Source organism: Streptomyces sp. RKAG290, from assembly GCF_023701695.1.
Taxonomy (GTDB): domain Bacteria; phylum Actinomycetota; class Actinomycetes; order Streptomycetales; family Streptomycetaceae; genus Streptomyces.
In genome coordinates, this window is sequence record NZ_JAJOZC010000001.1 from 5635949 (window position 1) to 5650358 (window position 14410).

Consider the following 14410-nt stretch of genomic DNA (forward strand, 5'->3'; position numbering starts at 1 on the left):
TGGGGCTCCGCCCCTGGGCCCCCGCGCCTCAGACGCCGGCGGGGCTGATATGCCCAGGGGTGGGGCGGGGAACGGCGAAGGGCCCGGCCGGAGGGTGTCCGGCCGGGCCCTTGGGCGGTTGGTCAGCTCGTCCTGCGGAGGCGGAACGTCAGGGACAGGCCCTCGTCCTCGAACGGCTCGCCGTACGCCGTGTCCGCCTCGCCCTGTGCGTAGTCCAGGGCCAGGACCTCGTCCGCGATCAGGGACGCGTGCTCGGTCAGGGCCTCGGCCGTCGCGGGCGACGTGGACGTCCAGCGGACGGCGATGCGGTCCGCCACGTCCAGGCCGCTGTTCTTGCGGGCCTCCTGGATGAGGCGGATCGCGTCACGGGCCAGGCCCGCACGCCGCAGCTCCGGAGTGATCTCCAGGTCGAGGGCGACCGTGGCGCCCGAGTCGGACGCCACCGACCAGCCCTCGCGCGGGGTCTCGGTGATGATGACCTCTTCGGGGGAGAGGGCGACCTGCTCCCCTTCGAACTCGACCGACGCGGTCCCCTCGCGCAGGGCCAGCGACAGCGCGGCGGCATCGGCGTTCGCGACCGCCTTGGCCACCTCCTGGACGCCCTTGCCGAACCGCTTGCCCAGCGCCCGGAAGTTCGCCTTCGCGGTCGTGTCGACCAGGGAGCCGCCGACCTCGGACAGAGAGGCCAGCGAGGAGACGTTCAGCTCCTCCGTGATCTGGGCGCGCAGCTCGGGGGACAGGCTCTCGAAGCCCGAGGCCGCGACCAGGGCCCGGGACAGCGGCTGGCGGGTCTTGACGCCCGACTCGGCGCGCGTGGCCCGGCCCAGCTCGACCAGACGGCGGACCAGCGCCATCTGCGTCGAGAGGGCGGGGTCGATCGCCGCCAGGTCCGCCTTCGGCCAGGTGGAGAGGTGGACCGACTCCGGGGCGTCCGGGGTGACCGGCGCGACGAGGTCCTGCCAGACCCGCTCGGTGATGAACGGCGTCAGCGGGGCCAGCAGCCGGGTGACCGTCTCGACGACCTCGTGGAGGGTGCGCAGCGCCGCCTTGTCGCCCTGCCAGAAGCGGCGGCGGGAGCGGCGCACGTACCAGTTGGACAGGTCGTCGACGAACGCGGACAGCAGCTTGCCGGCGCGCTGGGTGTCGTAGCCCTCCAGGGCCTGCGTCACCTGGTCCACCAGCGCGTTCAGCTCGCTGAGCAGCCAGCGGTCCAGGACCGTGCGGTCGGCCGGGGCCGGGTCGGCCGCGGAGGGCGCCCAGCCCGACGTACGGGCGTACAGCGCCTGGAAGGCGACCGTGTTCCAGTACGTGAGGAGCGTCTTGCGGACGACCTCCTGGATCGTGCCGTGACCGACGCGACGGGCCGCCCACGGGGAGCCGCCGGCCGCCATGAACCAGCGGACCGCGTCGGCGCCGTGCTGGTCCATCAGCGGCACCGGGTCAAGGGTGTTGCCCAGGTGCTTGGACATCTTGCGGCCGTCCTCGGCGAGGATGTGGCCGAGGCACACGACGTTCTCGTACGAGGACTTGTCGAAGACCAGGGTGCCGATCGCCATCAGCGTGTAGAACCAGCCGCGGGTCTGGTCGATGGCCTCCGAGATGAACTGCGCCGGGTAGCGGCTCTCGAAGATCTCCTTGTTCTTGTGCGGGTAGCCCCACTGCGCGAACGGCATCGAGCCCGAGTCGTACCAGGCGTCGATGACCTCCGGGACGCGGTAGGCCTCCAGCCGGCAGCCCTCGTGCGAGCAGGTGAACGTGATCTCGTCGATGAACGGCCGGTGCGGGTCGAGGCCGGAGAGGTCGGTGCCGGTGAGCTCGCTCAGCTCGGCGCGCGAGCCGACGCAGGTGAGGTGGTCGTCCTCGCAGCGCCAGATCGGCAGCGGGGTGCCCCAGTAGCGGTTGCGGGACAGCGCCCAGTCGATGTTGTTGTTCAGCCAGTCGCCGTACCGGCCGTTCTTGACCGAGTCCGGGAACCAGTTGGTCTTCTCGTTCTCCTCGAGAAGGCGGTCCTTGACGGCGGTCGTGCGGATGTACCAGGACGGCTGCGCGTAGTAGAGCAGCGCGGTGTGGCAGCGCCAGCAGTGCGGGTAGCTGTGCTCGTACGGCACGTGCCGGAAGAGCAGCCCACGGTCCTTGAGGTCCTCGGTGAGCGCCTCGTCGGCCTTCTTGAAGAAGACGCCGCCGACCAGCGGCACGTCCTCCTCGAAGGTGCCGTCGGGGCGGACCGGGTTCACCACCGGCAGCCCGTAGGCGCGGCAGACCAGGAGGTCGTCGGCGCCGAAGGCGGGGGACTGGTGGACCAGACCCGTACCGTCCTCGGTCGTGACGTACTCGGCGTTGACGACGTAGTGGGCGGGTGCGGGGAAGTCGATCAGGGCGAAGGGGCGCTCGTACGTCCAGCGCTCCATCTCGCGGCCGGTGAAGGAGTCACCGGTCAGCTCCCAGCCCTCGCCCAGTGCCTTCTCGACGAGCGGCCGGGCGACGACGAGCTTCTCCCGGCCGTCCGTCGCGACGACGTACTCGACCTCCGGGTGCGCGGCGACGGCGGTGTTGGAGACCAGGGTCCAGGGAGTCGTCGTCCAGACCAGGAGTGCCGCCTCACCGGCCAGCGGGCCCGAGGTGAGGGGGAAGCGCACGAATACGGAGGGGTCGACGACCGTCTCGTACCCCTGGGCCAGCTCGTGGTCGGAGAGGCCGGTGCCGCAGCGCGGACACCAAGGGGCGACGCGGTGGTCCTGGACCAGCAGGTCCTTGTTGAAGATCTCCTTCAGCGACCACCACACGGACTCGACGTACTCGGGGTCCATCGTGCGGTACGCGTCATCGAGGTCGACCCAGTAGCCCATCCGGGTCGTGAGCTCGGCGAAGGCGTCGGTGTGCCGGGTCACGGACTCCCGGCACTTCTCGTTGAACTCGGCGATGCCGTACGCCTCGATGTCCTTCTTGCCGTTGAAGCCCAGCTCCTTCTCGACCGCGAGCTCGACCGGCAGCCCGTGGCAGTCCCAGCCGGCCTTGCGGCCGACGTGGTAGCCCTGCATGGTGCGAAAGCGCGGGAAGACGTCCTTGAAGACGCGGGCCTCGATGTGGTGGGCGCCGGGCATGCCGTTGGCGGTCGGCGGGCCCTCGTAGAAGACCCACTCGGGACGGCCCTCGGACCGGTCGAGGCTCTTGGCGAAGACCTTGTTCTCGCGCCAGAAGTCGAGCACTGCGTGCTCCAGCGCGGGCAGGTCGACCTGGGCGGGTACCTGGCGGTACTGCGGCGATGTCATGTGCGGGCTTCCTCCGGCGGACGTGTTCCATTCCGTCGGAGGGACGAGAACCTGCCGGTTCCCGCGGTACCACCCTCCTTGGCCCCGGGTGTGTGCCCGTGGCCCCCTCATTGGGGTGCGATGCCGGTTCTACTTGCCCTGCGCACGTGGGCGGAGCCCACTGCTCAGAGCTTTCCTCCGACGGCTCCGGGTGATCTTCACGACGCGCTCACCCCCGGGCTCCCACCGTCCCCGGGTCGCTCCTGGCTGCGTACGACGCTACTCGTCCCATCCACGCCTCTCGCTGCCGCCAGTGTACGGGCCCCGGGGCGCCGGGGCCGACCGGTTTACCGACGGGCCCCCTTGACCCGAATGGCCAGCGGAGGCGTACGGAGTCCGGGCACGGCCGGGCGGCGGCCCGGAAGGCGGATTACCGGGCGGGGAGCTGGGAACAACGGATTCAGGCGCGCTGTGATCCGGACACAGGGAGGGGCGATTCGGCGGCGTGCCCCGTTGCCGCGGGGCTGGGGTCGACTTATCGTCCCAGCACGACTCGCGAGCAAGATCACAATGTGTGAAGGGGCCGCGGCCATGGTGGCGAAGAAGACCGCCGTAGAGAAGACGGCGTCAGCGAGATCCACGGGCGCGGTGACCGAGGAGACGACGCAGGAGACCGGCCGGGACGGCTCTTCGGACACGGGTGCGCAGCCCGTTCCGGAGGACGGGCCCGGGCATGCGGACGCGGCGACCACCGCGGTCGGCAAGGCCACGAAGAAGACCACGAAGAAGGCTGCCAAGAAGGCAGTGACCAGGAAGCCGGCGACCAGGAAGGCGGCGGCGAAGAAGGCCGCCCCGAAGAAGACCACGGCCGGGAAGCAGGCCGCGCACGTGCCGGCACCGGACGGGGCCGATGAGCACGAGGCGCCGGCCGGGACGACCCCGGCGAAGGCGAAGAAGACCGCGGCCGGGAAGTCCACGGCCGCGAAGGCTTCGAAGGAGGCCGCAGCGGCGGCCACGGGGGCGGCCGAGGCCGCCGAGCAGACGGGAGCCCACACGGTGGTAGCCAAGAAGAGCGCGGCCAGGACCCGGACGGCCGACCGGGACACGGCACCGGTGCCGCCGGCCCGCGTCGCGACAGCCCCGGGGGAGCTGGCCGTACGGCCGGGCGAGGACCCCTGGACGCCGGACGAGGTCGCGGCCGCCCGGTCCGAGCTGACCGGCGAGATCGCGCGGCTGCGCAGCGAGCTGGAGGCTTCGAGCGCTGCCCTGGCCGGGCTGATGCGGGACTCCGGGGACGGGGCGGGTGACGACGAGGCGGACACCGGCACCAAGAACATCACCCGCGAACACGAGATGTCGCTCGCCGCCAACGCCACGGAGATGCTGGAGCAGACCGAGCGGGCACTGGCCCGGCTCGACGCCGGGACGTACGGACTCTGCGAGATCTGCGGCAACCCGATCGGCAAGGCACGCATGCAGGCGTTCCCCCGGGCGACCCTCTGCGTCGAGGACAAGCAGAAGCAGGAGCGGCGCGGCTGATCCCCACCAGTGTGTCGTACCCTCGTCCTCAGTCGGGAACTAGGTTGAGGGACTCACGTGGCAGAGGCGGAGCGCATCATCGGTACGCCGGACATCCCCGAGGCTGAGGGACGCGAAGGAGCCGAGCCGGAGCAGGGCGGCGACGCAGGGTCCCCGGACGCCGTCGCGCCGGACGGGCAGGCCGCGGACACCACCGCGGCCGAGGACGGGGAAGCGGCCGTCGACCGGTCGCCGGCCAGGCGCCGGCGCCGGATCATCCTGCTCTTCTGCGTCGCCGTTCTCGCCTATCTGCTCGACCTGAGCAGCAAGATGCTCGTGGTGGCGAAGCTGGAGCACCAGGAACCGATCGAGATCTTCGGCGACTGGCTCCGGCTCGACGCGATCCGCAACGCGGGAGCGGCCTTCGGGCTGGGCGAGGCCTTCACGATCATCTTCACGATCATCGCGGCGACCGTCATCGTGGTGATCGCCCGGCTCGCGCGCAAGCTCTACAGCCTGCCGTGGGCCATCGCGCTCGGCCTGCTCCTCGGCGGTGCGCTCGGCAACCTCACCGACCGCGTCTTCCGTGCGCCGGGCGTCTTCGAAGGCGCGGTGGTGGACTTCATCGCCCCCGCCCACTTTGCCGTCTTCAACCTGGCCGACTCCGCGATCGTCTGCGGCGGCATCCTGATCGTGATCCTCTCCTTCAAGGGCCTGGACCCCGACGGCACCGTGCACAAGGACTAGGACGCGCAAGGCATACTCGACAGGTGAGTACGCATCCCGAGATCCGAACCCTGCCCGTACCCGATGGCCTGGAAGGCGAGCGTGTCGACGCCGCCATTTCCCGCATGTTCGGTTTCTCCCGCACCAAGGCCGCAGAGCTGGCCGCCGCCGGGAAGGTACAGGTGGACGGTTCGGTGGTCGGGAAGTCCGAGCGGGTGCAGGGCGGCGCCTGGCTGGAAGTGGAGATGCCGCAGGCTCCCGCACCGGTACAGATCGTCGCCGAGCCCGTCGAGGGCATGGAGATCGTCCACGACGACGACGACATCGTCGTGATCATGAAGCCGGTCGGCGTCGCCGCGCACCCGAGCCCCGGCTGGACCGGCACCACCGTGATCGGCGGCCTCGCCGCCGCCGGCTACCGGATCTCGACCTCCGGCGCCGCCGAGCGCCAGGGCATCGTGCACCGGCTCGACGTCGGCACCTCGGGGCTGATGGTCGTCGCCAAGTCCGAGCGCGCCTACACCCTGCTGAAGGCCCAGTTCCGGGACCGGATCGTCGACAAGAAGTACCACGCGCTGGTGCAGGGCCACCCGGACCCGATGAGCGGCACCATCGACGCCCCCATCGGCCGCCACCCCACCCATGACTACAAGTGGGCGGTCGTCGCCGAGGGCAAGCCCTCCGTGACGCACTACGACCTGATCGAGGCGTACCGCGCCGCCAGCCTCCTGGACATCAAGCTGGAGACCGGCCGCACGCACCAGATCCGGGTGCACATGTCCGCCCACCGCCACCCCTGCGTCGGCGACCTGACCTACGGCGCCGACCCGACGATGGCCAAGCGGCTGGGCCTGACCCGGCAGTGGCTGCACGCCGTCCGGCTCGGCTTCGAGCACCCCTCCGACGGCCGCTGGGTGGAGTTCGCCAGCACCTACCCGGAAGACCTCCAGCAGGCGCTGGACCGGATCGCGGCGGAGAGCGAATGACCGGCGCGTTCGTCCCGTACACCACGCGCACCGTCGCCGGGGAACAGGACCGCGCCGCCTGCTTCCAGGTCCGCAAGGACGTCTTCGTCGGTGAGCAGAACGTGCCCGAGGAGATCGAGTACGACGCCTACGACGCGGACGCGGTGCACGTCATCGCCGTCGCGGCGGACGGCACCGCGCTCGGTACCGGACGGCTGCTGCACGGCCCCGGCGCGGTGGCGAAGACCGGCGGCGACCTCACCGTCGGCTCGCTCGGCCGGCTCGCGGTGACCGGCGAGGCACGCGGCCTCGGAGTCGGCGCGGCGCTGGTGCGGGCCATCGAGGACGCGGCACGCGACCTCGGCCTGGCCGCCGTCGACCTGCACGCCCAGACCCACGCGCTCGGCTTCTACGAACGGCTCGGCTACGAGGCCTACGGCCCCGAGTTCCCCGACGCCGGAATCCCCCACCGGGCGATGCGCCGGGCGTTGGAGCCCTAAGGCTCTTCTCGGGACTCTGCGGTCCGTCTCGCTCCTTCACGTCCTTCGCGGAGCAGGGCCGGGGGCCCGGGACGCTGCTGTCCGGATTGCGTGACCTGCATGGCAGGCTTGAGCTCCGGACCGGCCGATCACCGCGGCCGGCCCGCCGCGCTCCGGAAGGCACCCCGTGGATCAAATGGCCCTGCTGCTCCTGCTGTTGCTGGGAGCCGTGGTCACCGTGCCACTGGGGGAGCGGCTCGGCCTGCCAGCGCCGGTGCTGATGACGCTCGTCGGTGTCGGCATGGCCTTCCTCAGCTTCGTACCGAACGTGGACATCCCGCCGGAGATCATCCTTCCCGCGCTGCTGCCGCCGCTGCTCTACGCGTCCGTCCAGCGCACCTCCTGGCGTCAGTTCGCCGCCAACAAACGGCCGATCTTCCTGCTGGCCGTGGCGCTGGTCTTCCTCACGACGGCTGCCGTCGCGGCGGTGGCCGACGCGGTCGTCCCCGGGCTGCCCCTCGCCGCCGCCGTCGCACTCGGCGCGCTCGTCGCACCGCCCGACCCGGTCGCGGCGACCGCCGTCGCGGGGTCGGTCGGGCTGCCCCGCAGGCTCATCTCCATCCTGGAGGGCGAGGGGCTGTTCAACGACGTGACCGCGATCGTGCTCTACCACGTCGCGATCGCCGCCGCGGTGAGCGGCACCTTCTCCCTGCCCGAGGCGTTCGGGCTGCTCACCCTGTCCGCCGTCGTCGCCCTCGCGGTGGGCGTCGCGCTCGGCTGGCTCACCATCAAACTCATGGGCCTGCTCGGCGATGCCACGCTGCAGGTCGGCCTCAGCCTGCTGGTGCCGTTCGTCAGCTATGTGCTCGCCGAAGAACTCATGGGCTCCGGCGTCCTTGCCGTCCTCACCACCGCGCTCTTCCTCGCCGAGCACACCGCCGACGCGGACGACGTCCTCGGCCGGCTCACCGGCCGCACCTTCTGGGAGATCGTCGACACCCTCGTCACCGGCGTCGCCTTCGGGCTGATCGGCCTCGAACTGCACAATGTCTTCGGGACGGCCGACGGCCGCAAGCTCCAGATGGCCGGCTGGGCGCTGGCCGTCGTCGCGGTCGTCGTCGGCGTCCGGCTGCTCTACCTGCTGCCCGCGACCTGGCTGGCCAAGCGGCTGCACACCCTTCGCGACGTCAGCGAGGAGATTCCCACCGGCTGGCGGGAGACCGTCGTCATGTGGTGGGCCGGGATGCGCGGGGTGGCCTCGGTCGCCCTGGCACTCGCGATCCCGCTGAAGACGGACGACGGAAAACCCTTCCCGGGCCGCGACGAGATCGTCTTCATCGCCTTCGCCGTGATCATGGTCACCCTGGTCTTCCAGGGCCTGACCCTGCCGTGGCTGGTGCGCAGGCTGCGGGTGCGGGCGGACAGCGACGCGGTGGAGGCCCTGGAACGGGACCTCGCGATCCGCGCCGCCAGGGCCGCCAAACAGCGGCTCAAGGAGATCCAGGAGGTGGAGGAGTTTCCCGAGGACGTCGTGGAGCGCCTCCAGCGGCTCGCCTACGACGTCGGGGCACGGATCAGCCCCGACATGGTCGACGACGAGCGGCGCGAGGCGTACGCGAAGCGCACCGAGCGGTTCAGGGCGATCAGCCGCATCCAGCGCGAGATGATGTCGGCCGCCCGCCACGCGGTGCTCGCCGCACGCAGCGAGGCCGGCGCCGACCCCGAGGTCGTCGACCGGGTGCTGCGACAACTGGACGTACGCAGCCTGCGCTGACCCGGCCCACCGGCGCCGCGAGAGCTCAGCCGCGCCCCGTGCGCGGCGCCCTGCCCCGGCCCACCGGCTTCTCACGGGGCCGCGACACGATCGGCCACTCGTCGCCCGGCGGCAGCGCCGCGGGCGCCGTCGCGATCCGCGGCAGCGCGTACGGATGATGATCGCGCAGCCAGCCGATCAACTGCTCCCGGACCGCGCAGCGCACCGTCCAGATGTCGTCGGCGTCCTTCGCCGTGACCACCGCACGCACCTCGACCGTCGAGGGCGTGGTGTCCGTGACGGCCAGCGACCAGTCACGGCCGTCCCACGCGGCGCAGTCGCCCAGGATGTCCCGCAGCTGCTCGCGCATCGCGGCGACCGGTGCCGAGTGGTCCAGGTGGAAGAAGACCGAACCGGTCATCTGGGCCCCGCCCCGCGACCAGTTCTCGAAGGGCTTGCTCGTGAAGTACGAGACCGGCATCGTGATCCGCCGCTCGTCCCAGGTCCGTACCGCGAGGAAGGTCAGCGTGATCTCCTCGACCGTGCCCCACTCGCCGTCCACCACGACCGTGTCGCCGATCCGCACCATGTCGCCGAAGGCGATCTGCAGCCCGGCGAAGAGGTTGCCGAGCGTGGACTGGGCGGCGACACCCGCGACGATGCCGAGGACACCGGCCGAGGCCAGCATCGAGGTGCCCACCGTCTGCATGGCCGGGAACGTCAGCAGCATCGCGGCGACGGCCACGGTCGTCACGATCGCGACGACCACCCGCTGGATCAGCGTCACCTGCGTCCGCACCCGCCGCACCCGCGCCGGATCCCGGGTGTTCGCCGCATAGCGGGCGTACACCGAGTCCACCACCGCGATGGCGATCCGCACCACCAGCCAGGCCGAGGCGCCGATCAGTACCAGCGTCAGCACCTGCCCGATGGCCGCCCGGTGCTCCCTGATCAGGTCGAGCCCGGTATGGGCGTAGCTGGCCCGCAGCAGCGCCGTGCACAACGTCAGCTGGAACGGGATCCGGCAGCGCCGCAGCAGACCCCACAACGGGGTCTCGTGATGCCTGCCGTCGGTCCTTCTGAGCAGCTGGTCCACCAGCCAGCCGACCAGCAGCGTGATCACGACCGAACCGCCGAGGACGATCAGCGGACGCAGTACGTTCTCCATCCTGTCGTTCTCCATGCTCTCGACGGTAAATGGCACCATGGGCCTCATGAACATCATGCTTTTCCACTCGACGTACGGTCTGCGCCCCGCGGTGCACGCGGCCGCCGACCGGCTGCGCGCAGCCGGGCACGAGGTGCACGTGCCCGATCTCTTCGAGGGGCACACCTTCGAAACCGTCGAGGAAGGAATGGCCTTCAAGGAGGAGACGGGCAAGGAGGAGCTGCTGAAGCGGGCCGTGCTCGCCGCGGCGCCCTACTCCGACCGCGGGCTCGTCTACGTGGGCTTCTCGCTCGGCGCGTCCGTCGCCCAGACGCTGGCACTGGGGGACGCGAAGGCACGGGGGCTGCTGCTCTTCCACGGCACGTCGGACATCGCGGAGAACGCCTCGGTGGACGACCTGCCCGTGCAGCTGCATGTCGCCGACCCGGACCCGTTCGAGACGCACGACTGGCTGAACTCCTGGTATCTCCAGATGCAGCGGACCGGCGCGGACGTCGAGGTCTACCGCTACCCGGGTGCCGGCCACCTCTTCACCGACGCGGAGCTGCCCGACTTCGACCAGGCGTCGGCCGAGCTGGCCTGGAAGGTCGCGATCGGCTTCATCGCCACGCTGTGAGCACGCGAAGGGCCCCCTGCACGCAGTCCGCGCAGGGGGCCCTTCGGAGTACCGGGCGGATCAGCCCTTCAGCGCCGCGGTGATCGCGGTGTTGAAGTCGGCCACCGTCATCGGGGCGGCCTTCTTGTCCGGGCCGGTCAGCGTCTTGCCATCCATCTTGAGCGTCGGGGTGCCCTCCACGCCGCTCTTGTCGAAGGCCGCGGACATCTTCATCGCCCAGGCGTCGTACTTGCCGTCCTCGACGCTCTTCTTGAACGCGGCGTTGCCCTTGAGCGCGTCCACCGAGTCGGCGACCTTGATCAGGTACGAGTCGTCCTTGAACTTGTCTTCCGTCTCCTCCGGGTGGTACTTCGCGGAGTAGAGCGCGTACTTGTAGTCCAGGAAGGCCTGCGGGCTCACATCGAGGGCGGCGCCCAGCGCACTCAGCGCGTTCTTCGAGCCCTCGCCGCCGTTGTTGTCGATGAAGGTGGCACCGATGTACTTGACCTTGTACTTGCCGGCGTCGATGTCCTTGTGGACCGTCTCGCCGACCGTCTGCTCGAACGAGGCACAGATCGGGCAGCGGGAGTCCTCGTAGAGTTCCAGGGTCTTCTTGGCCGTCGACTTGCCGACGACGACGGTCGTGCCGTCCTTGCCCGAAGTGTTCTTCGGCGCGGTGACGTTCTTCGCGTCCTTCGCCGCGTCCCAGTGGCCCGGCTTGTTCAGCTGCATCACGCCGTAGGCGACGCCGCCGGCGATCGCGAGGACGGCGAGGACCGAGACGCCGACGACGAGCTGCCGGCGGGTCTTGTCCCTCTTCGCCTGCCGCTCGCGCTCCACGCGCAGCCGCTCGCGGGCGGCGGACTTGTTGGCCTGGCTGTTTCGGTTGCTCATGGAAGTCTCTCCGTGGTGTACGTGGTCTGCGTCGTCAGGGACATGCGTGCTCAGGCGGTGGCGCAGGCCGAGCGCGGCGGTCCCCTCCGTCCCACGGAGTGCACGAGGAGGCGGGCGTGAACGAGCAGATGCGGGCCGTGGCCCGCGGTGCGGATCTTGAGGCGTACGGAGCGGTGGGCCGCTCCCGCCACGGCCACCGCGATCAGCAGCGGCCGGAAGGCCAGCACAGCGGCTGCGCTCAGCAGGGCGACCAGTGCGGACTCGCCGCGCCGGAGCCAGGCCGCGGCGAGCAGCCCGACCGACACATGGGCGGCGAGCAGCAGCCAGGGCGCCGCAGGGCCGGGGGAGGTCAGCAGTCCCGCGGCCGACTGCCCGGCGCCGGATACCGAGGCGAGGGGTGTGCCGAGGTCAGCGGTCGATGCCGCACCGGCCCCGATGTCACCGCCGCCGCACAACACGTCGACACCGACCGATCTCAGCGGGCCCGCGATCGGGCCGCCGGCCGCGCCGTAACAGAGGTGCTGTCCGGTGGTGAAGACGGTGTCGGCGGCCAGTTCCAGCGGAACCAGCAGCCCGGCGATGGCTCCGAAGCCGCGTTCCCGGCCGGCCAGCGCGTATGCCACGGCGAAGACCGCACCGGCCAGCAGCGCGAGGACGGTCAGCGGCAGCGGAGTCCGGGAGAGCAGCACATGGGACGTGGCGGAGAGCGTCACGACAAGCGCAGTGAAGAGCGCCGCGCGGAAGACCCTGAGCTGCGTACCGGATATGTCCATCGTCCAGGAGTGTCGCACGCGAGCCTGTGAACGACCCATAAAGGGTCCTGGTCCGCGGAGGCCCCGTCGGCCGCCCGGAAGGGCGGCGGCCGACGGGGCCATCTGCCGGACGTCCCGGATCACCTCGCGGCCGTGGCCGCTTCCGGGAAGGTGCTCGCTATCCGCAGGGCGGGGTGGCGGCCGGGGTCTCGAAGGTGCCCTGGCCCTGGACCTTGATGAGCCCCACGTACTTCTTGCCGCACGGGTAGCTCATGTTCCAGGTGGCGTTCGCCCGCTCGCCGGTGCTGATGGTCTTCAGCGCGCTCCACGACGTGCTGGAGGAGCGGAACCCGAGGTTCGCCTTGATGGTCGAGCCACCGCTCTTGGTGTAGAAGACCTCGATGCGGGAAGGGCCCGTGTTGAGCGAGATACAGAGCTGCCCGTTGCTCAGGCTGGTGCACTTGACCCGGTCGCTGGCGGCGACCACAGCGGTAGGTGCCTTCTGTGCGGCCTTTGTGGACGTGGCCGGCTCGGCCGCCTGGGCGGGAGCGGCGAGCAGTGAGCCTCCGGCCGCTATGCAGGCGGCAAGGGCCAGCGTGATACGGCGATTCATGGTTATCCCCCTGGCTGATTGGTCATGATCAACACCAGTGATCCTATCCAGGGCGACCGCGGGTGCCAAGAACGTTTTTGCGGAGCCGGAGCCTCCGCCCGGGCCCATGACAACGAGGGAAAACCGCCTCGGCCGAAGGGTCCGGGCAGGCGCCGCCCCCCTGCCGACGCCGCCTCCTATGCCCCGCTACAGCCCCGGGATCCGGCCGTTGCGGAACAGGTCGACGAAGATCTGGTGGTCCGCGCGCGCCCGGGCGCCGTAGCTGTGGGCGAAGTCCACCAGGAGCTCCCCGAACCCCTCCTCGTCCGCCGCGATCGCCGCGTCGATCGCCCGCTCGGTGGAGAACGGCACCAATGAGTGGCCGCTCTCGTCGTCCGCGGCGGAGTGCATCGTCGCCGTCGCCCGGCCGAGGTCGGCGACGACCGCCGCGATCTCCTCCGGCTCGTCGATGTCGGACCAGTCCAGGTCCACCGCGTACGGCGAGACCTCGGCGACCAGCTGACCGGACCCGTCCAGCTCGGTCCAGCCCAGCCACGGGTCGGCGTGCGCCTGCAGGGCACGCTGGGAGATCACCGTGCGGTGACCCTCGTGCTGGAAGTAGTCGCGCACCGCCGCGTCCGTGATGTGCCGGGAGACCGCGGGGGTCTGCGCCTGCTTGAGGTAGATCACCACATCGTTCTCCAGGGCGTCGCTGTTGCCCTCCAGAAGGATGTTGTACGAGGGCAGCCCGGCCGATCCGATGCCGATCCCGCGCCGGCCGACGACGTCCTTGACCCGGTAGGAGTCGGGGCGGGTCAGGCTCGACTCCGGCAGCGTCTCCAGATATCCGTCGAACGCGGCCAGCACCTTGTAGCGCGTCGCCGCGTCCAGGTCGATGGAACCGCCGCCCTCCGCGAAGCGGCGCTCGAAGTCACGGATCTCGGTCATCGAGTCCAGCAGCGAGAACCGGGTCAGCGACCGGGCGACCCGCAGCGCGCCCAGCAGCGGGCCGTCGGCGGTGTCCAGCGTGAACGGCGGCACCTCGTCGTTCTTCGCACCGGTCGCCAGCGCGTGGATCCGCTCGCGATAGGCCGCGGCGTAGACCCGGACGAGCTCGGTGATCTGGTCGTCACCCAGCGCCTTCGCGTAGCCGATCAGGGCGACCGAGGCGGCGAAGCGCTTGAGGTCCCAGGTGAAGGGAGCTACGAAGGCTTCATCAAAGTCGTTTACGTTGAAAACCAGACGACCGTTGGCGTCCATGTACGTGCCGAAGTTCTCTGCATGCAGATCGCCGTGCACCCACACCCGGCTGGTCTGCTCGTCGAGGAACTGGTCTTGGGCCCTCATGGAGCTCAGGTCGCTGTAGTACAGGCACGCTGTTCCCCTGTAGAACGCGAAAGCTGACGCGGCCATCTTGCGGAACTTGACCCGGAAGGCAGTCGGGTCCGCAGCCAGAAGCTCACCGAAGGCCGTCCCGAAGACCGAGAGAATCTGCTCTTCGCGCTCAGAGTCCACGACGTCGAAGGTGCTGCTCATTACTGGCCTGCTTCCTGGGTTGGTGCCGGATCCTCATGCCCGCCTCTGCTGAGAACGCTGGACCTCCCCGATCCGTGCCCGGCCGGCCGGGCACGGGGTCGGCGTCACTGAATCAGGTGACGCGCCCGCAATCCTTCCGTAAATGTACCGACCTTGGTGAAGCCTCTTAGGCAAGGACGTTGAA

12 protein-coding genes are annotated in these 14410 nt (G+C 70.3%); 6 read left to right on the forward strand and 6 right to left on the reverse strand.

Annotated features, from left to right (window positions below; genetic code table 11):
• Positions 1–122 precede the first annotated feature (122 nt).
• Entirely contained in the window at positions 123–3269 is a 3147-nt protein-coding gene (ileS, locus tag LNW71_RS24835; RefSeq protein WP_250970262.1) for an isoleucine--tRNA ligase, read from the reverse strand.
• Between the two features lie 570 nt (positions 3270–3839).
• Here ileS and LNW71_RS24840 point away from each other — a divergent pair.
• From LNW71_RS24840 to LNW71_RS24860, 5 genes are all read left to right on the forward strand, one after another.
• Entirely contained in the window at positions 3840–4787 is a 948-nt protein-coding gene (locus LNW71_RS24840; RefSeq protein ID WP_250970263.1) for a TraR/DksA C4-type zinc finger protein, read from the forward strand.
• Positions 4788–4844: 57 nt separating this feature from the next.
• Positions 4845–5513 (forward strand): signal peptidase II, encoded by a 669-nt coding sequence (gene lspA, locus LNW71_RS24845; RefSeq protein WP_250970264.1) that lies wholly within the window; start codon positions 4845–4847, stop codon positions 5511–5513.
• A gap of 23 nt (positions 5514–5536) precedes the next feature.
• Complete coding sequence (locus LNW71_RS24850) at positions 5537–6478, forward strand: RluA family pseudouridine synthase (RefSeq protein ID WP_250970265.1); 942 nt, start codon at positions 5537–5539, stop codon at positions 6476–6478.
• Positions 6475–6957, forward strand: coding sequence for a GNAT family N-acetyltransferase (locus LNW71_RS24855; RefSeq protein ID WP_250970266.1), 483 nt, complete (start codon positions 6475–6477; stop codon positions 6955–6957). The genes LNW71_RS24850 and LNW71_RS24855 overlap by 4 nt, the downstream gene beginning before the upstream one ends.
• 166 nt (positions 6958–7123) lie before the next feature.
• Positions 7124–8710: a Na+/H+ antiporter gene (locus tag LNW71_RS24860; RefSeq protein WP_250970267.1), complete on the forward strand. Its 1587-nt coding sequence runs from the start codon at positions 7124–7126 to the stop codon at positions 8708–8710.
• 25 nt (positions 8711–8735) lie between these two features.
• On the opposite strand, the gene LNW71_RS24865 is transcribed toward LNW71_RS24860, so the two are convergent.
• Positions 8736–9857: a mechanosensitive ion channel family protein gene (locus LNW71_RS24865; protein WP_250972130.1), complete on the reverse strand. Its 1122-nt coding sequence runs from the start codon at positions 9855–9857 to the stop codon at positions 8736–8738.
• 37 nt (positions 9858–9894) lie between these two features.
• Between LNW71_RS24865 and LNW71_RS24870 the strand changes: the two genes are divergently transcribed.
• Positions 9895–10473, forward strand: coding sequence for a dienelactone hydrolase family protein (locus LNW71_RS24870; RefSeq protein WP_250972131.1), 579 nt, complete (start codon positions 9895–9897; stop codon positions 10471–10473).
• A gap of 60 nt (positions 10474–10533) precedes the next feature.
• Here LNW71_RS24870 and LNW71_RS24875 read toward each other — a convergent pair whose 3' ends face one another.
• The 4 genes from LNW71_RS24875 to LNW71_RS24890 all read right to left on the reverse strand — a co-directional run bounded on the left by LNW71_RS24875 (position 10534) and on the right by LNW71_RS24890 (position 14226).
• A complete protein-coding gene (locus LNW71_RS24875) occupies positions 10534–11346 on the reverse strand; it encodes a DsbA family protein (RefSeq protein WP_250970268.1) in 813 nt (270 codons plus the stop codon).
• A 50-nt stretch (positions 11347–11396) separates the two neighbouring features.
• Positions 11397–12119 (reverse strand): hypothetical protein, encoded by a 723-nt coding sequence (locus tag LNW71_RS24880; protein ID WP_250970269.1) that lies wholly within the window; start codon positions 12117–12119, stop codon positions 11397–11399.
• A 157-nt stretch (positions 12120–12276) separates the two neighbouring features.
• Positions 12277–12711: a hypothetical protein gene (locus LNW71_RS24885; RefSeq protein WP_250970270.1), complete on the reverse strand. Its 435-nt coding sequence runs from the start codon at positions 12709–12711 to the stop codon at positions 12277–12279.
• Positions 12712–12897: 186 nt separating this feature from the next.
• Positions 12898–14226: a DUF2252 domain-containing protein gene (locus LNW71_RS24890; protein WP_250970271.1), complete on the reverse strand. Its 1329-nt coding sequence runs from the start codon at positions 14224–14226 to the stop codon at positions 12898–12900.
• Positions 14227–14410 lie beyond the last annotated feature (184 nt).

Bases quoted from the DNA above. Each gene is read 5' to 3' on its own strand.
- LNW71_RS24840 (WP_250970263.1), top strand. From the start codon at position 3,840: ATGGTGGCGAAGAAGACCGCCGTAGAGAAGACGGCGTCAGCGAGATCC.
- LNW71_RS24870 (WP_250972131.1), top strand. From the start codon at position 9,895: ATGGGCCTCATGAACATCATGCTTTTCCACTCGACGTACGGTCTGCGC.
- LNW71_RS24880 (WP_250970269.1), bottom strand. From the start codon at position 12,119: ATGGACATATCCGGTACGCAGCTCAGGGTCTTCCGCGCGGCGCTCTTC.
- LNW71_RS24855 (WP_250970266.1), top strand. From the start codon at position 6,475: ATGACCGGCGCGTTCGTCCCGTACACCACGCGCACCGTCGCCGGGGAA.
- LNW71_RS24890 (WP_250970271.1), bottom strand. From the start codon at position 14,226: ATGAGCAGCACCTTCGACGTCGTGGACTCTGAGCGCGAAGAGCAGATT.
- LNW71_RS24865 (WP_250972130.1), bottom strand. From the start codon at position 9,857: ATGGAGAACGTACTGCGTCCGCTGATCGTCCTCGGCGGTTCGGTCGTG.
- LNW71_RS24885 (WP_250970270.1), bottom strand. From the start codon at position 12,711: ATGAATCGCCGTATCACGCTGGCCCTTGCCGCCTGCATAGCGGCCGGA.
- ileS (WP_250970262.1), bottom strand. From the start codon at position 3,269: ATGACATCGCCGCAGTACCGCCAGGTACCCGCCCAGGTCGACCTGCCC.
- LNW71_RS24875 (WP_250970268.1), bottom strand. From the start codon at position 11,346: ATGAGCAACCGAAACAGCCAGGCCAACAAGTCCGCCGCCCGCGAGCGG.